23 protein-coding genes are annotated in these 20,087 nt (G+C 45.0%); 11 read left to right on the forward strand and 12 right to left on the reverse strand.

The genetic code is table 11. The features are described from left to right. Nucleotides 1-3 precede the first annotated feature (3 nt). From BLU57_RS07370 to BLU57_RS07400, 7 genes are all read right to left on the reverse strand, one after another. Complete coding sequence (locus BLU57_RS07370; protein ID WP_090318542.1) at nt 4-369, reverse strand: response regulator; 366 nt, start codon at nt 367-369, stop codon at nt 4-6. A 53-nt stretch (nt 370-422) separates the two neighbouring features. Continuing rightward, the gene (locus BLU57_RS07375) at nt 423-1,007 is read right to left on the reverse strand and encodes a hypothetical protein (RefSeq protein ID WP_090318545.1); all 585 of its coding nucleotides are present in this window, start codon (nt 1,005-1,007) and stop codon (nt 423-425) included. A 288-nt stretch (nt 1,008-1,295) separates the two neighbouring features. Beyond that, a complete protein-coding gene (locus tag BLU57_RS07380; RefSeq protein ID WP_090318548.1) occupies nt 1,296-2,534 on the reverse strand; it encodes an EAL and HDOD domain-containing protein in 1,239 nt (412 codons plus the stop codon). A gap of 162 nt (nt 2,535-2,696) precedes the next feature. Continuing rightward, a complete protein-coding gene (locus tag BLU57_RS07385) occupies nt 2,697-3,491 on the reverse strand; it encodes a GGDEF domain-containing protein (protein ID WP_090318553.1) in 795 nt (264 codons plus the stop codon). A 214-nt stretch (nt 3,492-3,705) separates the two neighbouring features. Further along, nucleotides 3,706-5,229, reverse strand: a complete 1,524-nt coding sequence (locus BLU57_RS07390) for a GGDEF domain-containing protein (RefSeq protein ID WP_256206177.1) — start codon at nt 5,227-5,229, stop codon at nt 3,706-3,708. Nucleotides 5,230-5,554: 325 nt separating this feature from the next. Then, on the reverse strand, nt 5,555-6,187 hold the full coding sequence (locus BLU57_RS07395) for a response regulator (protein ID WP_090318559.1): 633 nt from the start codon (nt 6,185-6,187) through the stop codon (nt 5,555-5,557). A gap of 15 nt (nt 6,188-6,202) precedes the next feature. Further along, nucleotides 6,203-7,774, reverse strand: a complete 1,572-nt coding sequence (locus BLU57_RS07400; RefSeq protein ID WP_090318562.1) for a hybrid sensor histidine kinase/response regulator — start codon at nt 7,772-7,774, stop codon at nt 6,203-6,205. A 304-nt stretch (nt 7,775-8,078) separates the two neighbouring features. Between BLU57_RS07400 and BLU57_RS07405 the strand changes: the two genes are divergently transcribed. The 8 genes from BLU57_RS07405 (at nt 8,079) to BLU57_RS07440 (ending at nt 15,065) form a co-directional block, all read left to right on the forward strand. Then, nucleotides 8,079-9,542 carry a flagellin N-terminal helical domain-containing protein gene (locus tag BLU57_RS07405; RefSeq protein ID WP_090318565.1) on the forward strand — a complete coding sequence of 488 codons (1,464 nt, stop codon included), beginning with the start codon at nt 8,079-8,081 and terminating at the stop codon, nt 9,540-9,542. Nucleotides 9,543-9,640: 98 nt separating this feature from the next. Continuing rightward, nucleotides 9,641-10,012 (forward strand): flagellar protein FlaG, encoded by a 372-nt coding sequence (locus tag BLU57_RS07410; RefSeq protein WP_090318568.1) that lies wholly within the window; start codon nt 9,641-9,643, stop codon nt 10,010-10,012. A 28-nt stretch (nt 10,013-10,040) separates the two neighbouring features. After that, entirely contained in the window at nt 10,041-12,011 is a 1,971-nt protein-coding gene (fliD, locus tag BLU57_RS07415) for a flagellar filament capping protein FliD (protein WP_090318571.1), read from the forward strand. Nucleotides 12,012-12,049: 38 nt separating this feature from the next. Continuing rightward, nucleotides 12,050-12,478 carry a flagellar export chaperone FliS gene (fliS, locus tag BLU57_RS07420; RefSeq protein ID WP_090318574.1) on the forward strand — a complete coding sequence of 143 codons (429 nt, stop codon included), beginning with the start codon at nt 12,050-12,052 and terminating at the stop codon, nt 12,476-12,478. A gap of 38 nt (nt 12,479-12,516) precedes the next feature. Next, nucleotides 12,517-12,852: a flagellar protein FliT gene (locus tag BLU57_RS07425; protein WP_090318577.1), complete on the forward strand. Its 336-nt coding sequence runs from the start codon at nt 12,517-12,519 to the stop codon at nt 12,850-12,852. Between the two features lie 71 nt (nt 12,853-12,923). Then, nucleotides 12,924-13,967: a flagellar hook-length control protein FliK gene (fliK, locus tag BLU57_RS07430; RefSeq protein ID WP_090318580.1), complete on the forward strand. Its 1,044-nt coding sequence runs from the start codon at nt 12,924-12,926 to the stop codon at nt 13,965-13,967. Beyond that, nucleotides 13,957-14,277, forward strand: a complete 321-nt coding sequence (locus tag BLU57_RS07435; RefSeq protein ID WP_090318583.1) for an EscU/YscU/HrcU family type III secretion system export apparatus switch protein — start codon at nt 13,957-13,959, stop codon at nt 14,275-14,277. The genes fliK and BLU57_RS07435 overlap by 11 nt, the downstream gene beginning before the upstream one ends. Before the next feature lie 2 nt (nt 14,278-14,279). Next, entirely contained in the window at nt 14,280-15,065 is a 786-nt protein-coding gene (locus BLU57_RS07440) for a flagellar brake protein (RefSeq protein ID WP_090318586.1), read from the forward strand. 47 nt (nt 15,066-15,112) lie between these two features. Here BLU57_RS07440 and BLU57_RS07445 read toward each other — a convergent pair whose 3' ends face one another. Then, nucleotides 15,113-15,454 (reverse strand): YnfA family protein, encoded by a 342-nt coding sequence (locus BLU57_RS07445; RefSeq protein WP_090318589.1) that lies wholly within the window; start codon nt 15,452-15,454, stop codon nt 15,113-15,115. Between the two features lie 68 nt (nt 15,455-15,522). Here BLU57_RS07445 and BLU57_RS07450 point away from each other — a divergent pair, with 68 nt between their 5' ends. From BLU57_RS07450 to BLU57_RS07460, 3 genes are all read left to right on the forward strand, one after another. Then, entirely contained in the window at nt 15,523-15,777 is a 255-nt protein-coding gene (locus BLU57_RS07450) for a Rho-binding antiterminator (protein WP_090318592.1), read from the forward strand. 78 nt (nt 15,778-15,855) lie between these two features. Continuing rightward, nucleotides 15,856-16,926 (forward strand): A/G-specific adenine glycosylase, encoded by a 1,071-nt coding sequence (mutY, locus tag BLU57_RS07455; RefSeq protein ID WP_090318595.1) that lies wholly within the window; start codon nt 15,856-15,858, stop codon nt 16,924-16,926. Nucleotides 16,927-16,936: 10 nt separating this feature from the next. Then, a complete protein-coding gene (locus BLU57_RS07460; RefSeq protein ID WP_090318598.1) occupies nt 16,937-17,551 on the forward strand; it encodes a 5-formyltetrahydrofolate cyclo-ligase in 615 nt (204 codons plus the stop codon). Nucleotides 17,552-17,580: 29 nt separating this feature from the next. Here the strand turns inward: BLU57_RS07460 and BLU57_RS07465 are convergent, their stop codons facing one another. The 4 genes from BLU57_RS07465 to hpf all read right to left on the reverse strand — a co-directional run bounded on the left by BLU57_RS07465 (nt 17,581) and on the right by hpf (nt 20,076). After that, entirely contained in the window at nt 17,581-18,192 is a 612-nt protein-coding gene (locus tag BLU57_RS07465) for a flavin prenyltransferase UbiX (protein WP_090318601.1), read from the reverse strand. A 77-nt stretch (nt 18,193-18,269) separates the two neighbouring features. Next, complete coding sequence (hprK, locus tag BLU57_RS07470; RefSeq protein WP_090318603.1) at nt 18,270-19,223, reverse strand: HPr(Ser) kinase/phosphatase; 954 nt, start codon at nt 19,221-19,223, stop codon at nt 18,270-18,272. Next, nucleotides 19,210-19,677 carry a PTS sugar transporter subunit IIA gene (locus BLU57_RS07475; RefSeq protein WP_090318670.1) on the reverse strand — a complete coding sequence of 156 codons (468 nt, stop codon included), beginning with the start codon at nt 19,675-19,677 and terminating at the stop codon, nt 19,210-19,212. Before BLU57_RS07475 ends, hprK begins: the two co-directional genes overlap by 14 nt. 72 nt (nt 19,678-19,749) lie before the next feature. Beyond that, the gene (gene hpf, locus BLU57_RS07480; RefSeq protein ID WP_090318606.1) at nt 19,750-20,076 is read right to left on the reverse strand and encodes a ribosome hibernation-promoting factor, HPF/YfiA family; all 327 of its coding nucleotides are present in this window, start codon (nt 20,074-20,076) and stop codon (nt 19,750-19,752) included. Nucleotides 20,077-20,087: the final 11 nt, after the last annotated feature.

The following is a 20,087-nucleotide window of genomic DNA, read 5'->3' on the forward strand; positions in this document are numbered from 1 at the left end:
TATCTAACCAATTACTTTACCGATTACTTCCAGCAATCTTTTCGGATCGAATGGTTTTACGAGCCAACCAGTAGCACCTGCCGCTCTGCCTTTTGCTTTAATTTCATCACCGGATTCAGTCGTTAGTATCAAGATAGGAATATTCTTGTAGTGCGCCAATTTACGAAGCAGCTCCAGTAATTTAAGCCCATCCATTCGTGGCATATTGATATCAGTTAGCACCAAATTAACCTGATGATAATTAGCTTTGTCTAATGCATCTTGACCATCGACTGCTTGAATGACCTCATATCCGGCGCCTTTAAGCGTAAAAGCAACCATCTGCCGGATGGAAGCAGAATCATCCACTGCAAGTATTGTCTTAGCCATTTATCTCACTCCTATTGCTAATATTGTTAATTTGTTTGATAAAAATATGCACACTAAAACAGCTCAATATCACCCATCTGCATACCTTGCTGCACAACTGGCTTTCTCTTGCCTTTAGTTTTTGCCATATTTACTGCTTTAGAAATTCCTTCATGTATTGTGCCTAACGTGTTTTTACCCGCATTTTCTTTCCAGCTTCCTTGTCGCTCAATGCGTTGCAGTTCAATATTCAACGCCTCCACTTGGCGCGTAGTATGCGCAAGCAATTGCGTTACTAGATCACCAAACTGTAGTGAAGTAACAGCCATTTCCAGCTCTTGCTCGATCTTATCAGCAATAACCATCTGTTTCTCCAGCAGTTCCAATATGGGTTTACTTCCTTCAGGGGCGGCCATTTTTTCAATAGCCAAAACCATTTCATGATGTGATTTGGTCAAATTACTGATATATCCAAAATTAATAACCAGATTATTCACTGCATCACTTACCAGCCGGTCAACCTGATTTAATTCTTCCTTGATACTCATAAAGTATTCGTCAGCTTCAGCATTACATAACACACCATCCCGCTCCATCAACGCTGATTGATGTGTTACTTGGCTATCAGATTTGCCCTCAGCTGCTCGCAGCTCAGCCATAACTTTCTCCCCGTCGCTCGTCTTGATCGAAGCTATTAAACTGCCATTCAACTCAGCAAACTTGCTACTTATTAATCTATGTTTGCTTACACTCCCGGCTCACAGGAATCAAGGAAACGTCTCAATGAATACTTATCAGAGATTTTCACAAGATCATGAAATTATTTATACTCAACAAGTTAACGACATTAACCAGAATAACTTTAGTATCTGAAGAATAAAAAACCACGGTATGCACTGGCCAGAAATAAGCACCCAACGCTTTTTCTTGGATAGAGAAACTTCATTTTAATTAGCCGCCTCACCAATCCGATTTGCCCATTCAATCGCTTGTATCTCGATATCAGCTAGTTCGCTTAAACTTAAAAAACCCAACTCCGACAGAATCGATTGAATTGCAGCAATTTCACCTTTTTCGTTGGCTTCAATGAGTTTCAGTTCCTGACCTAAACGCCCTTCCCGGGTCAATAATGCCTGACTCATGTCATCCGGAATTCCCAGCCTATCAGTAATTTGTTGCATTTCAATGCCCAGCAATACATCTAGCAGCGATAATATTCCCACCATGAATGCTCTTTCCTGGTGATTTTTGTCATGAGGACGTTCCGCTGTTGCAATTAACTCCATCAATTTCCCACGTGCCGCTGCTGTTTGCATTAATGCATTCGACATACTATCGTCGGATTGATTTGCGGTATAAAGCAACAGCTGTATCCATCTTTGCAGTTGCTTGCGCCCTAAGATCATGATTGCATGTTTGATGGAATTAATTTTCTGAGGCAATCCGCTTGAAACTGAATTTACCATGCGCATCAGGTTGTAGCTCAAACCGGGTTGATGCTTAAACTCCCGCTCTAATTCTTCGATATCACTGTCACCCATGACCAATGTCAGCAGCTTCAGCAATGAAAGCTTGCCTGGATCGGCGCGTTTTACTGCCATTACTTCAGGCTTTGCGAAATAATAGCCTTGGAACATCTGGAAACCCAATTGCATGCAATATTTCTCTTGTTCCCGGCTTTCCACTTTCAGTGCCAGAAGCAATACCGGCCAGCGGTTTAATTCGGTAACCAACTTTGTAAGTGCATTTTGCTCAAGTGCAAGCACATCTACTTTCACTACACTCACCACAGGCAACAATTGCTCAACCTTGCTATTCATTTCAACAATATTATCCAGCGCAAACTGATATCCTTTTTGCTTCAACTCATTACAGCGCTGCATAAATTCTGGTGTTACCGTTGCCGTTTCTTTTATTTCTAACACGACATGCTTACTAGGCAATAAACTGATAATGTCACTCATCACCAACTCAGGATTGGCGTTGATAAAACCACGCTGCTTCCCTAATACATTCTGGATTCCTAACTGGCAATAAGCGTTGATAATGACATTTGCTGATGCGGATAAATCATCTGTAATTCTGACCGACTCTTCAGTTTCTTCTTGTCTAAACAGTAACTCAAATGCAACAAGATTTTGATTACGATCTAGAATTGGCTGCCGCCCAAGAAAAAAACCTTCCATTTATTCCCCCGCGTTAATTTATCTTTTTTGTATAAAAGTTTTAACTCATCGGCTGTGTTACACGTTTCTTAAGTATTTTTTTATTATTCATGCACACTGTTGATGAGAATCCCGGCTTGGTCACAGCAAAACTCTCACTCATGAAAATTTTGTTTGAGTTCGTCAGATCAATGCAGGAATAGCGCGATTTTTTCCTGTGCGCTTCGCTTGATAAAGCGCCTTATCCGCTCGGCTTATGACTGAATTTTGATGTTCGCCAAACGAACGTAGCGCGACACCGGCACTAAACGTTATCGGCAATGTCTGGTTATCTGCTTGAATTGAGTAATTCTTTGTCAAGTTATTTTGTATCCGCTGAATAACAGTCAGCGCATCTTGCATCTCAACATCGGGCAACAAGATGACAAATTCTTCTCCGCCAAAACGCGCCACAATATCGGAAGGCCGAAGTGTTTCTTTGGCTACTGTAACAAAATTGATCAACACACTATCGCCATATTGATGGCCGAGGTTGTCATTGATTTGTTTAAAGTTATCCAGATCAACCAGTACGACCCCCAAGGATTGCGCATTACGGTCTGCCCGAGCGGCTTCGCGCTTAAAAATATCCTCTAAGCCACGGCGATTGAATGCACCGGTCATCTGATCCGTTTGCACAAGCCCTCTTAACTGTTCCAGCTCACTCTTCAGAGATTCAATCTTCTGTTCCGCGCGCTTTACTTGCTCCTGCGCGGTGAAAACTTCATCACTAAATCTCAGTCCCCGGGTTTCTGATAATACAATGTCAAGAATCCCGATGATCTCATCAGCGTTATTTGTTTTACGAATCTGCTCGGCATATCGTTCTACTTGCTTGTAATAGTCCTCAGAATCAATCATAGGTTTCTGCTCACTTTTAATAGCATTTGTTGATTTAACCAATCTCAGCATTCTTTTCTGTTTAGTAGCTTCTTGCATGGCTATCCTCCTCAATTGACATCATTAAGTGCCAGGCTACGCCAGTTCGGGGGATAATTCGTTGGATTGCGAAGGAGAACCCATTCCGGTATAGACTGCCATGTCAGTAACGTTAACAGAGCAGTCCATGAATGGATTGAATGAATAAAAAGGGAAATCGGTGCTATTTACCGACAGAAAGAATAAATACTATAACTAACAGAATGTTAAAAAATTAATCAGCGATGATGATTTGATTCTTACCGCCTTTCTTTGCACGATATAAAGCTTCATCGGCTCGCTTGAAAACACTTTCCTGAGATTCGCCCGCTTGCAACTGCGCAATACCGGCGCTAAAAGTTATGAGTAACCGCTTATTCTCATGCAGAAAGAACTTTTTGGTTAGATTGCGCCGGATTCTGGATAGAATCTGAGTCGCTTCTTCAAGACTTGTGTTTGGCAGCAAAATCACAAACTCTTCACCGCCATAGCGTGACACGACATCTTCGGGACGTGTCGTGTCCTTAACGGATTCAACCAGATAAACCAAGGCATCATCCCCCACTTTGTGACCATGGGTGTCATTCAACAGTTTGAAATTATCAATATCTAGCAACGCAAAACACAATGGCGTCTCATGGCGTATTGACCGGGAGGTCTCTCGCTCAAAAGCAGTATCCAAGCCACGCCGGTTCAGTATCCCGGTCAAATGGTCTTCATGAACCTTTTCGCCCATTTCCTGCAATTCGGTTTCGAGCTGATTGATTTTATCCTGCGCCAGACTCACTTCGGCACGCGCCGCCAGAAAATCATTACGGTAATTGAGCGCGCTTTTTTGCATCTGCTTGGTTTCTTCCATGATCTGCACCAGCAGTTGATTCAGTTCTTTTATATCATCCGTTTTACTGATTATCTCGGAATATTGTTCAAGTTTTTCCTGATACCCTCCGGTCGTATCGCTGAGTTCTTCGATATTGGTAATCAGTGAAGTCACCATCTTTTTCAGGGTCAGCTTGGCCTCACTCAAGTTGCGCCGGATAATTTCCTGCCTCTGTGTGATCTCTTCCAGATAATGCTCGGCTTGTTCGATGACTTGAAGATCCAACGGTCCGGATATCGTTGCGCGTAGTTTATTGATCTGCGCGCCAACCCATTGGTCTTCGGCCAGCAATTCGCCCGTACTCTTCATTAGCATATTGAGCAGATTGAGCAACCCCTGCTGCAATTTCCGGCCGCTCTCGCCGTACTCATCAAATCTGTGGCAGAATTGCTTGAACTCCCCGGTAAACCGCTCCATTTCGGTCATCTCTTCAATCTTTCGGACTTGATTAGCCAGCACTTTGGCTTCATCCGCCAGCCCCGTATCATTTACTTGCACGGCAATAACTTGCTCTAGCACTTGCGCCAGCAGCTCCAGCAGTTGATCAGTAACATGGCTGACCGAAGAGCTTGACTCTACCGCGAATGGCTTGGGTCGCGCACCTTCCAGGTCCGCACCGGTTTGTGCAATCGCATCTTCTACTTCGATCGCAGTACTTGACTCTTGAGACGCAGCAGCCAATGTACCCCACGAATCGATCAGCGCCTTTAGCTTATTGTGCAACTGTTTTGAATCTTTCGAAAACTTGACCAGAACCCGATTCACACCCTCTTTTTTCTTCGCGGTTGTCAGCGTGCCGTGCTTGCTTTCCAATTGTTTCAACAGCGCTTCTATTGTCTCTCCCCAGGCTGGTACGGTATCGACAATTGTATTCTCCATGGGAGATTCGAGACTTACTGAACTCGCAATCGCTGAATTGGTACTTTCTTCTGAGTTACCTGAAATCTGGTTATACAATTTGTGGTAATTATCAGGAGTCGGAGGAATTCTAAGCGTTGCAAGCTGCCGCAGAGTTTCACGGGCTATGATGGTTGGGTTGGAGTCTTTTGATTGCTTCATAAAATTGGCCAGAATTTATTACTGTATTAGCAACAGTTCATAGAGTTCAAAAGTATCGGCCGAGCGGCACAAATCTTGATCATGATCCGACGAGAAAACCGGAAAAATGGATTAAAAATTGACTCCCCGCAACAGCAATGAAAAATCAGTCGACCAATCTATTTTTAATCGCATAGCGTATAAGCTCCGAATTATTAGTTAGTTTGAGTTTTTCCAGCAAGCGGGCCCGATATACGCTGACTGTCTTGGGGCTTAGGAACATCTCGGCCGATATCTCCGACAATGTTTTGCCCGCGGCAATAAAACATAAGGTTTGATATTCCCGGTCGGATAACGTGGTGTGAAGGGGTTTGTCGACATCCGTGTTGATGATATTCGCGAGTTCTTGCGCCACCACCGGACTCACATACTTATCACCAGCGGCTACTTGCCGGATTGCGACTACCAGTTGAGCGGGTGCGCTTTGTTTATTGAGATAACCGGATGCACCCGCTTTGAGTGCACGAATTGCAAATTCGTGTTCGTTATGCATGCTGAGCATGAGAACGGCCAGGCTTGGCCTGTCTTTCTTTATTTGCTTCAGAATTTCAATACCATTTCTGTCTGGCAAAGAAATATCCAGTAGCATGACGTCGAAATCTTGCTGCCGTGCAATTTTGATTGCTTGGAATCCCGTCTCTGCCTCACCGGTTACTTTGATGTCATCGGTTTCGCTCAGTATCTGTTTTAGACCTTGACGAACAATTGCATGATCATCAGTAATCATCACACTTATCATGGATACCTCCGGCTTCTAGAGCCGAGAAACCTTCTTTTTTTTCTTCACTGCTTCTAGCGGCACCGGCCGTTCCAATCCACTCTCCAATCCATTCACATGCCCGGATTGATATTCCGGGTTACCTGTAGGTATGAGAATAGTCACTTTCGTTCCTTTTCCCTTATCTCCGGATATATGAAAATTGCCCTTCAATTGCTGACAGCGTTCACGCATGCCTCTTATTCCGAATGAATCCTGTTTTTCCATATCGATATCGGTAATACCGCGGCCATTATCTATCACTTCAAGCAAAACCAGTCCTTCTAGTTCAATGAGCTTTACTTGTATCCGGGAAGCGTTGGCATGCTTGGAAATATTCGTCAGCGTTTCCTGAAAAACACGGAAAATCGCTATCGCCAAATCTGAGTCTAACGATATTTCATCTTCTTCACACGAAACTTTACAGGCAATACCGTTCCGGTCACTGAATTCTTTTGCTTGCCATTGAACAGCCGCTACTATGCCGCAATCCAAAATACCCGGACGCAAATCAAGAGAAATCCGCCGGGTACTATCAATCACCCGATCCACAAGCGATTCGACCGATTTTGCTTTTTGTTGATAAAATTCCTGCTTTCTCGCCGTTGAGTCCATGCAGGGAAACAACTCGCATTTAATGGCAGTTAATGTTCCCCCGATATCGTCATGAATTTCGCGCGCAATACGCGCACGCTCTTGTTCCTTCACTCTTTGCAGATAAGACGATAATTCCGCCAGTTGTTCGCGGGAGCGCGCGATTTCTCTCTCCGCCAGCTTATTACGCGTAATGTTAATCATGATGCCATCCCAGAGTGTTGCATTATCCGACACTCTCCTAGGCGTAGCACGCAGGCTGATCCATTTGATATCACTGTCACCTTTTACCTGAATACAGCCTTCCCAGTTCCAGGTTGATAGCTGCTCCGCAGAGGTAATCATTAACTGATGATAAGTTTTTTTGTCTTCTTGCAAGATCAATTCCGGAAACAGTTCCGGTCTATCCATCAGCATCTGGGGCGACAATCCCAATAATGTCTCACTGGCATCACTCACATACGGAAAGCTTGCCTGATGATTACCCGATAATAAAAATTGAAATACCACGCCAGGAAGATTAGAGGTGATCACTTGAAAAAGCGCTTCGCTCTTCTGTAGCGCAGTCTGTGTGGTGATAAAACGCTGATAATTCTCAACTTCATGCAAGCTGCGCCGGATTGCCGGTACCAATCGGGCCAGATTTGATTTCATTATGAAATCATAAGCACCTAAAGCCATGATATGTTCGGCTGCTTCCTCACCTACGTGACTGGATATGATAATCAGCGGTATATCGAGCTCTTTGCTTTTTATGACTTGCAAAACTTCCTGAGCGCTCAGTCGAGGTAAATCATAATCCGATAGCACCACATTCCAGTCGCGGATCATCAGTGCATCATGCAAAGCTTCAGCCGTACTAACACACAGGCAATCGATTTTAAAACCGCCTTGCGAAAGTATTTGCAACACCCGATCGATATCCTTCTCGGAATCTTCGATCATCAGTATGTTCAGTTTCTCTTCATTAATCATCTCAGCATATTACCGGTTGAAGTCGATATAACATATAACTTCTCTTAACTTGTCAAATTAACTGACTGAATATATTCCCAATTTTACAAGATAATTTTACGAGAAAAAATCATTTTATACCATGAATAGCTCATATTAACCAATCAATTGGACAAAAACCATGAAAGTAAAATCCTAAACTTTTCAAAATGATTTCCGATAACTGCAATCAACGGTGGTTACACACCCTCTTGGATTGCAGGGCAGCCAACGTCGTAAATGGCAATTATGCCAAAACAAATAGTTATCAAAAAGGAGAACCCAAATGCCACAAATCATTAACTCTAATGTAGCCTCATTAAATGCACAACGTAACTTAAATACTTCACAAACCGCGTTAAATACATCATTGACACGTTTATCATCCGGTTTACGTATCAATAGCGCTAAAGACGACGCTGCAGGTCTGGCGATTTCGGAAAGGATGACTTCACAAATTCGCGGTTTAAACCAAGCTGTACGTAACGCGAACGATGGCATCTCTCTATCGCAAACCGCCGAAGGTGCGCTGGGCGAAATCGGCAACAACTTGCAACGTATTCGCGAACTGGCAGTACAATCCGCCAACGCAACCAATAGTGCCAGTGATCGCGCCTCACTACAAGCTGAAGCCTCTCAATTAAGTGCTGAGGTAACCCGTGTCGCCAGTCAGACTCAATTTAACGGTCTGAATTTGCTGGATGGCTCTTTCCTTAACCAAAGCTTCCAGGTCGGCGCTAATGCAAACCAAACCATTAATATTTCTTCAATCTCGGATGCACGCGCTACCGCATTAGGCAGTCATATATTGACCACCAATGGAACTGCTGTAAATACAACAACTGCAGCCGGTGCCGATAACTCAGCGGGTAATGGCGTTACGGTTGAGGCCGCCTTGGTGCTTTCCAATAATAAAGGAGCCACAGGCAATATTGGTTACGCAGTAGGATCTGACGCAAAAGCGATAGCCGCTGCCATTAACTCTTCTGCTTCCAGCATAGGTATTACGGCAACAGCCACCAATAGCGCGACATTAGGCAGTATTGCTTCCGCTGGTACAGTATCCTTCGATTTAAACGGCAACACTGTATCCGCCACGGTTACTGACACTTCCGATCTAAGTGGCTTAGCATCTGCTATCAATGGATTGCAATCGTTAACTGGCGTTACCGCTTCATTTTCATCTCCTACTAACAAATCAGTTATTACACTGACGACAGCTGATGGTAGAGACATAGGAATCCAGGACTTCAATAATACTGGCGCAACAAAAACAGCCAATGTAGTTTCTGGCGCAACCACAACTACATTAACAGGCGGTGCAGCAACCGATTCTACAATTGCTACGGGTACTGTCGAACTCGCTAGTGCTGGCGGTCAGATATCTGTCAGTGGCGGAAATGCTGATGTATTCGGTGCTACTTCCAGTTCTTTTAACTCTGTTGCCACTTTGGATATCTCTACCGGAACCAACGCACAGACAGCAATTAAAACATTGGATGAAGCTTTAAAAGCCATCAATAGCTCACGCGGTGATTTGGGTGCAATTCAGAATCGTTTCAGTTCGACCATCGCAAACCTGCAAACAGCATCGGAAAATCTGTCTGCTTCTCGCAGCCGGATTCAAGATGCTGACTTTGCCGCAGAATCTGCCAACCTAACGCGCGGACAAATTCTGCAACAAGCCGGTGTAGCGATTCTGGCGCAAGCAAATTCACTACCCAATAACGTTTTATCACTATTACGTTAAGTAGATCGTAACAGATGATATTTCGTATTAAATAAAGCTGATAGAACGCGGAATTCAAGAAATATTCCGCGTTTCTCTCAACTTTAAGGAGTTACAACATGACTATCAATCAAATAAATACTGTCGGCGCACTTCCACCGTCTTCGCCACCATTATCGACATCTCGAAAATTATCCACATCTAATGCAGATGTAGTTGTATCACCCGTCTCAACCGCAGACCCTAGAGTTAATAGTAGCCCGAGATCCGAAGATCAAGTTAATGAGGCTGTTCAAAAAATTCAAGGCACTGTGGATAATCTGGCACACAACTTGCGATTTTCAATTGATGAGGATACTGGGAAAACAATTATTAAAGTAATGGATGTGCATACCGAAGAAATTATCCGCCAGATTCCATCAGAAGAAGCTGTTGAAATAGCCCGCACCTTAGACAAAGTCCAAGGATTGTTATTCAACGGAAAAGCATAATTACAATCATATTGGATAGAGCTCAGAAATGCTTTCATCTCCAGGAATCGGATCAGGCTTAGATGTCAATGGCATAGTCAGTAAGTTAATGACGGCGGAAAGCCAGCCACTTACTGCTCTTGATGCCAAAGAAGCTAAACAGCAAACCCGGTTAACTGCTTTTGGTACTTTGAAAGGGGCATTATCTTCATTTCAGAGCAACCTTGTAGCACTGTCCGACCCGGCAAAATTTACCGCCGTCATGGCTAATTTTTCTGATACAACATTGGCCAGTGCAAGCGCATCATCGTCAGCAGTCACTGGAAGTCATTCTGTAGAAATCCAAACACTCGCTCTAGCTCAAAAATTAAAATCGGCTAACTTTGCAAATACCAGCGCCACAGTCGGTAGCGGCACTTTAACGATACAATTTGGCACATACAATAGCGGTACATTTACGCTTAATCCGGATAAAGCTGCACAGTCTATTATCATTTCCCCAAGCAATTCATCGCTATCTGGTATTCGTGACGCAATTAATCAAGCGAATGCGGGAGTAAACGCCAGTATAGTCAATGATGGAACAGGCAATCGCTTAGTTGTTGCATCTCAAGATACTGGTTTAAGTAATGCTCTGAAAATAACTGCGACTGATACCGATGGGAACAATACGGATAACGCTGGACTCTCCCAGCTTGTTTATGATGCATCGACTAGCGGCACGACTAACATGACTCAAACGATGGCTGCTAGCAATGCCACACTGGTTATCGATGGTATCTCAATTAGCAAAGCATCAAACAATATCACGGATGCTATTGAGGGCGTCACATTAAATTTATTAAAAGCAAATCCTGGCACCACATCTACCTTAAATTTATCGCGAGATACAGCAAGCATTCAAAATGTTGTGTCATCATTTGTAAAATCCTTTAACGATTTAAACAAGACGATCGTTGATCTCTCGAAATATGATGCAGCAACAAAGCAAGCATCAATTTTAACTGGGGATTCAACAGTTAGATCAATTCAAACACGCATACGTAGTGCAATTTCTGATCCATTGACTACTGCAGGTGGAGGTTTAAGCTTATTATCAGAAACCGGTATTTCCTTTCAGTCAGATGGAACACTTAAGTTGGATTCAGCTAAGCTATCAAAGGCACTGAATGATCCAACCAAAGATATCTCAACTCTATTTGCCTCTGTTGGAAAAACCAGCGACAGTCTCGTCTCATTTACCAGCGCTAAACCCGAAACCGTCAATGGCAAATATGCACTGAATATCAGCCAAATTGCAACACAAGGTACCGCAATTGGTAGTACTGCGGCAGCATTAACCATTAATACGGGAGTTAATGATTCACTGAATCTCACCATTGATGGCGTTAATGCCAGTATAACCCTTGCAGCCGGTACTTATACGGCAACCTCTCTGGCAGCTGAGATTCGATCAAGAATTAATGGCACATCTGCAATTTCCTCTGCAGGAGTCAAAGTAGCAGTGAGTCAGTCTGCTGGAAATCTAGCTATTACTTCAGATCGTTATGGTTCTGCCTCAACCGTATCCATTACAGGTGGAAATGGCAAATCGGATTTATTTGGCACACCCGTTGAAACTGCAGGAGTAAACGTAGCTGGCACTATAAATGGCGTCACTGCAACAGGTTCTGGCCAAACTCTAACCGGCGCCGCTGATAGCAGCGGACTCGTACTCAAAATAACTGGAGGCAGCACAGGTGCAAGAGGGGATATAGATTTCGCGCATGGTTTTGCAGCGAAATTGAACAAATTGGTGGGAGGAATGCTGAATGGCCAGCTAATTGACAGTCGCATTGATGGTATAAATTCGTCTATCAAAGATATAGGAACACAACGAGAAACTTTAACTCAGCGCCTTGCTGACACAGAAAAACGAATACGCGCTCAATTTACCGCATTGGATACAACCATTGCCAGCATGACTCAAACCAGCAATTTTTTACAACAGCAATTATCCAGATTGCCAAAATCGGAATAACCAGCAACTAGTCTCGTCAATAAATAAAGGAGTACAAAATGTATACAGCCATGAATAGTGCGATATCCGCTTACCAACGCGTTGGTGTTGAAACAGGAATTGAGTCGGCCGATCCGCACAAGCTCATCTTGATGTTATTCGAAGGTGCGCAAGAAGCTTTGGCAAAAGCCAAAATGCACATGCACCACAATGAAATTGCAGAGAAAGGGCAAATGATCTCAAAAGCTATTATGATCATTGATCACGGCCTAAAAGCAAGCTTGGACATGAACGCCGGTGGTGATCTAGCAGTTAAGCTTCAAGCACTCTACGATTACATGGCATATCGACTTCTGGTTGCCAATATCCAAAATAATCTTGAAATTGTCAACGAAGTCAGCAAATTGCTATCTGAATTGCATAGCGCTTGGAAAGAAATTGGGCAAACCGGTGAAACACAAACCGCAATCAAAGCAGTCGCAGTCTAGCTCACAATTCTGAAATAAAAATAAGGGTACAAAGATAAATGGATAGTGTACAAACACTGAAAACATATGATGCTATTTTAGCAACCACTGGAAAAATGCTGGCGGCAGCTCAAAATAGCGAATGGGATCAATTGATACAATTGGAACAAGAATGCAGGCAGTTAACCGAAGTACTCATTAAGAACGATCAGGAGCCCATATTAGACGAAGAATTACTTCAAAAGAAAGTGAAAATTATCCATCAAATATTAGCTGATGATGCGCAAATCAGAGCGATCACAGAGCCATGGATGATGAAATTGCAAGATATGCTCTACACGAATAGCCGTACACGTAATCTTCAACTAGCTTATCAACCCGTTAGCAATCTATAAATACACATTAGAAACAATATGCCGCACTCAGAATTTTTCCAACTCATTATTTAGATTTAAGATGAGTTGTCGTGATTCCGACCATAATTAAAACAGATGTAGCAGCAATTTCTAATCAAATCAAGCCACCCCCCCCCGTTACGCCCGTAACGGCGATACTCGACTCACAAACCTCTCCCGCAGAGTTCATACAAGGTCAAAAGTATCAAGCATTAGTTGAATCGCGCTTGTTGAATGGTGATTCACGGGTATTGGTTGCAGGCAGGTCATTACAAATGCGCCTGCCTGAAAATTTTCAACCGGGTAACAAACTGCAACTCGTTTTCATCTCGAATGAACCAAAGCTTGAGTTTCTGGCCTTGAGCGATACGCCATCAGATAATGAAACAAATAATACATCCATAAGTACCACTGGACGTTTCTTGGGAGCGCTGATGCAAAACATCCTGAAGCAAGCGCCAGCAGATGCGCCGGATACCCAGACCACGCAATCACTCAGCAGTTCCGCTCCTATTCTGACCAGCGCGCCAATAAATAGCACTGATTTACCCAGTTTATTGCAAAAAGCAATTGTGCAAAGTGGTTTATTCTATGAATCACACCAAGCGCAATGGGTTAATGGAGAAAATACACTTGAAAACTTGCAGCAAGAACCTCAAGGAAAATTAATGCTGGTCACAGCTGATTTGTCTACTGCCAAAGTTGCTGCAGCGGCTTCGTTAAGTCCGGAGATGCCGGTGCACACCCAAGCAATCCCGCTAGTGCAACAACAGCTGACCACCTTGGAAACCGGTCATCTGCTTTGGCGCGGAGAAGTCTGGCAAGGTCAGTCGATGGAATGGGATATTCATGAACAGCCCGCAGACGAAAAGGCGCAGGAAAATGAGCTCGATCAAGCAGCGCAGTGGCGTACACAGCTTCGTTTATCGATGCCGCAGCTGGGTGATATTACCGCCAACATTGCGCTGAGTGCAAATGGCATCAGCATCAAACTGAACGCCGCGCAATTAGAAACTGCCGGTTTATTGAAAGGTAATCAATTACCGCTCGCCACCGGCATGCAATCTGCGGGGTTAAATATTCGCGCGGTAGAGGTCGAGTGTGATGGAGAATGAGTCTTACCTTACTGCAGTTGCACTCGCTTATCGCGAAGGGCAAATTGCCCCTAAAGTCGTTGCAAAAGGCCGCGGTCTGATTGCCCAAGAGATTATTAAACGCGCCAAAGAAACTGGAATCTATGTTCATGAATCGAGTGAACTGGTCGCGCTACTCATGCAAGTGAACCTTGACGATCGAATTCCGCCCCAACTTTACCTCGCTGTGGCGGAATTATTAGCATGGCTTTACAAATTGGAGCAAGGCAAAGCAACTTTAACCGCAAATAGCCTGAACAAAAAGATTACACAGAAAATTCTGGAGAATTAATAATGTTGCATACATCCGACCAAGTCACTGAAGAGCCTACCGTATTTACACCCACTCAATTCTCTCGAGAAGAAATGAGCGAGAATTTCCGCATCCATTCGGAAATCGATATTCTCTTTATTCTTCGAGGGATTATGCAAACAAATTCATTAATCACTCTCTATCCCGATTACGCCAGTGATTTTATTTTAACTTCAATCCTCGCGATCGACACGAACAAAAAAGAAATGGTGATTGATTATGGCATCGATGACAAACATTGCCAGAAAGCACTGCATTCCAAAGCACTGGTCTTTGTAACCACGCAAAATAGAGTAAAAATTGAATTTGTTTGCGATCAAATCAGAAAAATTCAGTATGACGGTAAAGATGCTTTCGCAGTCAATATTCCTAAATCACTGTTACGCATACAAAGAAGAAATCATTTCCGCATTACCACTCCCATCGCCAAACCGCTTAAATGCGTCATTCCAATTCCAGGAAAGGACGCATCCACAAAAGCTGAAGTGGCATTACTCGATATCAGCTGCGGCGGAATCGCCGTGATTGATCACCATCCAATCATTGATTTTGATCCAGGCATGATCTATAGCGATTGCGTAATCGTCCTTCCCGAAATCGGAACCATCACGGTCACCATTCAGGTAAAAAATACCTACGAAATCACGTTGCGTAACGGACAAAACTGCATGCGCGCAGGATGTCAATTCATTGAACTGGCAGCCAGCATGGAAGCGATGATTCAACGCTACATTATCAAGCAGGAGCAGATAAGAAAAATCAAATAACTGCTCGGAAAACAACTTGTCACACCGGAATACGCCAGTCAGTTTTGCTATAAATACCGGTCCAGTTGTCTTCCGTACATAATCACGATTACCCCGATCAGGCAGATACTTACTCCAATCCAATCCGTCATTGCCGGGCGGATAGCATCGACCGCCCACAACCACATCAGCGCCACACAGATATAAACACCGCCATAAGCGGCATAGACACGGCCAGCCGCTTGCGGATGCAGTGTCAATAACCAAACAAATATTACCAAGCTGACCGCTGCGGGGAAAAGCAGCCAGAACGGCTTGCCTCCTCTCAAATAGAGGTACGGCAGATAACAGCCGATTATTTCAGCGAGCGCAGTAACGGTGAATAAACCCAGTGTTTTTAGAATTTCCATAATTTGATTTTGCGGCTTTAGTATCGTGTATATTATGCCCTCATACTATCATTTAAGGATTCATCACCATGACTCAAGACGCAATTTCATGCGATCTTCATGATTTTGTGGAGGTTGCTTGCATGTACGGCTACCAGCTGAAACTCATCTTAAAAAACGATCAAATTATCGAAGGAAAAGCCATCGATATTGTCAATTCACCCGAGAAAAATGAATGCCTGGTGATCGATAGCGATACGCGGCAGCAAGTCGAATTAATCCGTCTCGCCAAAATGGAAGTGCTAACACCCAGTGCCAAATTCAGTGAAGTTATTTTCCCGTAAATCTTGCCAAAGAGTGATCGCAATATAGCAATCATGACAGTTTTTCCAGGTCACCTGCTCCGGCGCATTTGAGCTTTCATGTCGTTTATAGCATCCCGGCTTATCCATTGGCATTCCGACCATGGCCGTCACCATTTACCTTGGCAACGAAATCGCGATCCCTATGCGATTTGGCTATCTGAAATTATGTTGCAGCAAACGCAAGTCAATACGGTCATTCCTTATTACACCCGGTTTATGCAGACATTCCCGACCGTAGCAAGTCTGGCACAAGCGCCACTCGATGCGATATTGGCTTTGTGGAGCGGCCTCGGCTATTATTCCCGCGCGCGCAATCTGCACCGGACGGCTCAAAGGATTATGCAAGATCATCAAGGCCAATTTCCCACGACCCGGGAAATTATTCAGCAACTGCCAGGAATCGGGCGATCCACCGCCGCCGCTATTGCCGTCTTTTCTTTTGGCCAGCGCGAAGCGATCCTGGACGGCAACGTTAAGCGAATCTTGACGCGTTATTTCGGCATTAGCGGTTACCCGGGAGAAACCAAGGTTCAGAGCCTGCTGTGGGAAAAGGCGGAAGAATCACTGCCCGTTGACTACAGCGACGGTGCGATTGAAACCTATACTCAGGCGCTCATGGACCTGGGCGCCACCGTTTGCATACGCAAAACTCCGCGCTGTGAAGTCTGCCCGCTGCAGTCACAGTGCGCTGCATTCCAGCAACAACGTGTGGATCAATTGCCGTCCGCTAAACCCCGTAAGGCGCTGCCACAAAAAGAAACCGTATTTTTATTGCTGATGTGGCAGCAGAAATTGCTTTTGCAGAAAAGAGCTTCTTCGGGTATCTGGGGAGCATTGTGGTGCCCTCCGGAAATCGAAACCGGTATCGATGCGATTCATTATTGCCAGCATCAGCTTGGCATCAAGGCTCATTCGCCGCTTGAGTTACCGGTTCTGGATCATCAATTTACACATTTCAAGCTGCGCATTCATCCGCGCTTGCTGCAGGTTGTGCCAGACTCCGGGATTACAACACCGGAATCAATCTGGATCAATCCGGCTGATGCGCTTGAACAAGGTATTCCGGCACCGGTCAGAAAACTGTTAAAACAAAATTTTTTATCTGACAACGCCATTCACAGCGTTTAAATTAAGACTCATGGACAATTTACCGGAATGGAAGAAACAGCAACGCAAGCATTTAATCGCAGCCCGCGAAGCCATCCCTGCAGAAATCCATCAACAATGGAGCCAGGCCATTACCGGCTTCCTCAAGCAAGGTTTGCAGCAACCGCAGAAAATGATCATCGGGATTTATTGGCCATTTCGCGGTGAATACGATCCGCGCTCGATCGCCCAGTATTTTTTGCAACAGGGTGCCATCCTTGCTTTGCCGGAAATAACCAGCAAAAACGAACCGCTTTGTTTCCGAGAATGGTCGCCGGATACACCGATGAAAAGCGGCGCTTACGGTATTCCAGTCCCGCTGGAAACTCCGATTGTCCGATTGGATGCTTTGATTATACCGATGGTCGGTTTTGATCAACACGGCTACCGGTTAGGTTACGGCAGCGGTTACTTTGACCGCACCTTGGCTACTTACGAACGCCAGCCGCTGACCATCGGCGTGGCTTTTGAGCTGCAACGGCTTGATAGTATTTATCCGCAAGCACATGATATTTCGATGCACTATGTGGTAACCGAAGCTGGAATTTTTCGTACTAAGGACCATCAGCTAATGCCTGCTTCGATACTGCAAGATACGCCTCAGTAACAACCAAGGAATAAAACGAGCGACGTCAGTTATTCCGCTCCCCAGCGCGCAATCAGATCATGCTTGACACCCAAGTGATCCAGAATGCGAGCCGCGACGAAATCCACCAGATCCTGCACCGCTTGCGGATGATGATAAAAACCGGGATTGGCTGGAAGAATGACTGCACCGCTTCGCGCCAGTTTGAGCATATTTTCCAGATGAATGACAGAAAACGGCGTTTCTCTTGGGACGATAATGAGCGGCCGGTGTTCCTTTAACATGACGTCGGCTGCGCGCTCAATCAAATTCTGACTCAAACCGGCAGCCACCGCAGCCATGGTACCCATGGTACATGGGCAGATCACCATCGCATCGGCCGGGTTAGAACCGGAAGCAACCGGCGCAAACCATTCCTCGCGTCCGAACACCCGCAACTGTCCATCCGGCACCTGATACCGGCGGTTAAAGAACGCTTCCGTTTCCTTGGCGCTGGAGGGCAGCGCCAGATTCATTTCCTGTTGCGCAACAATCTGCGCTACTTTTGAATACAACAGGTAGACTTGTTTACCTTCCCGCAACAGCATTTCCAGCAAACGAATACCGTACGGCATGCCCGATGCGCCCGTCAACGCCAAGGTAATTGTTTGAGGATTGTTCATAACATCCGTGCTGACTTGGAGATCACTCCCGGAAAGGCTGAGAAAAATAAATGCGCAAGAATTAATCCGCGCCGGAATTAATTCTTATCGGCTAATTCGTTATTCATCTCACGTTCGTGGCGTTCAATGAATTCCTTCGTGCCATCAATGCCACGCAATTGCAATACATAATTCCGTACCGCCGCTTCCACCAGAACGGCCAGATTACGCCCGGCCGCGACGGGAATAACAACCTTGCGGATATCGACACTCATAATGTTCTCGGTCAGATCGCTGATCGGCAGGCGCTCCAACTGACCTGAGCTGGATCCGCCGCCATTTTGCAAATGCACAATCAATTTCATATTTTTGCGGCGCCGCACTGCCGTTTCGCCGAAAATGGTGCGGATGTTCAGCATGCCTAGACCGCGCACTTCCAGATAATCCCGAAGCATCGGCGGACAGAGACCTTCCAATGTTTCCGGTGCGATACGCCTTAATTCCACTACATCATCCGCAACCAAGCCATGACCGCGGCTGATCAATTCCAGCGCTAATTCACTTTTACCGACCCCGCTTTCGCCAGTTATCATCACCCCCATGCCGAGCACATCCAAAAGCACGCCATGCAAGCTGCACGATGGCGCCAGCGCAGTGCTCAGATAGGTACGGATCAGCCAGATCACTTCCAAGCCGGGATAAGGTGAATGCAGCAACGGAATATTGTTTGCACTCGCCATATTAAAGATCGGTGGCGGCACTTCAGCGTTATCCGCGACAATGATGCAAGCCAGATTAATCTGCGTGAGCTGGTTGATCTTTTTCTCCAGCGAAGCGGCTTCCAGCTTGTTCAAATAATGAATTTCATCACTGCTGATGACTTGAATCCAATCTGGATGAATGAAATTCAAATGACCGATCATACCCTGTCCCGATTGCGCGATTTCCTCATCGCTGAGCTCGATAGCGGCACCGGCCTGACCCGTGATCCAGGTCAGCTTGAGTTTGTCTTTTTTATCCTCGAAAAGCTGTGCAATACTAATTCGCGACATTGGGTTCCCAGTCGGTAATGAGCTTATGGATCTCCGCAGCGTCCTTGCATTTCAGGATGCTTTCACGAAACTGCTTATCACTGAACATCTGCGCAAGCTCGCTTAGAATCTGCAAATGCTTGTCAGTGGCTTTTTCCGGAACCAGCAGAATGCAGGCAATATTAACCGGTTGACCGTCAGGCGCATCAAACGGTATCGCCTCCTTCATGGTCACCAGCGCAGCGATCGCTTCGCGCAATCCCTTGATCCGGCCATGCGGGATAGCAACACCCTGCCCTAATCCGGTTGAACCGAGTTTTTCACGCGCAAACAGGCTATCGAAAACCTGGCTACGTGCAATTTGATTCGTATTTTCAAATAACAATCCGGCTTGTTCAAAAACACGTTTTTTGCTGCTGACATCAAGATCGACAATGACATTCGTCAATGGCAGCAATTGCGAAATTTGATTCATGGAGAATGGAATACTTTCTTCTAGATGATAATGCCGCGATTCATGCTGAAACCGCATGAACGCGGCATCCTATTATTGTTCAAGCTCTTGATCTTTCAACGCGCCATGATTGCGCCGTTCAAGATTTTTTTCCTTGTGTTTGAGGATTTGCCGGTCCAGTTTGTCTACCAGACTATCAATCGATGCGTACATGTCTTCGCTGTCGGCTTCGACAAAAATATCTTTACCGCGTATATGAACATTAGCTTCAGCCTTTTGCTTAAGCTTCTCAACCGAGAGAATGACGCTGACATCAATGACATGATCAAAATGGCGTTTAATTTTACTGATTTTTGAAGTGACATAATCACGCATGGCATCAGTAATCTCTACATGGTTACCGGTAAGTTTAAGGTTCATATCCTTCCTCT

Source organism: Nitrosomonas oligotropha (assembly GCF_900106555.1).
GTDB lineage: Bacteria > Pseudomonadota > Gammaproteobacteria > Burkholderiales > Nitrosomonadaceae > Nitrosomonas > Nitrosomonas oligotropha_A.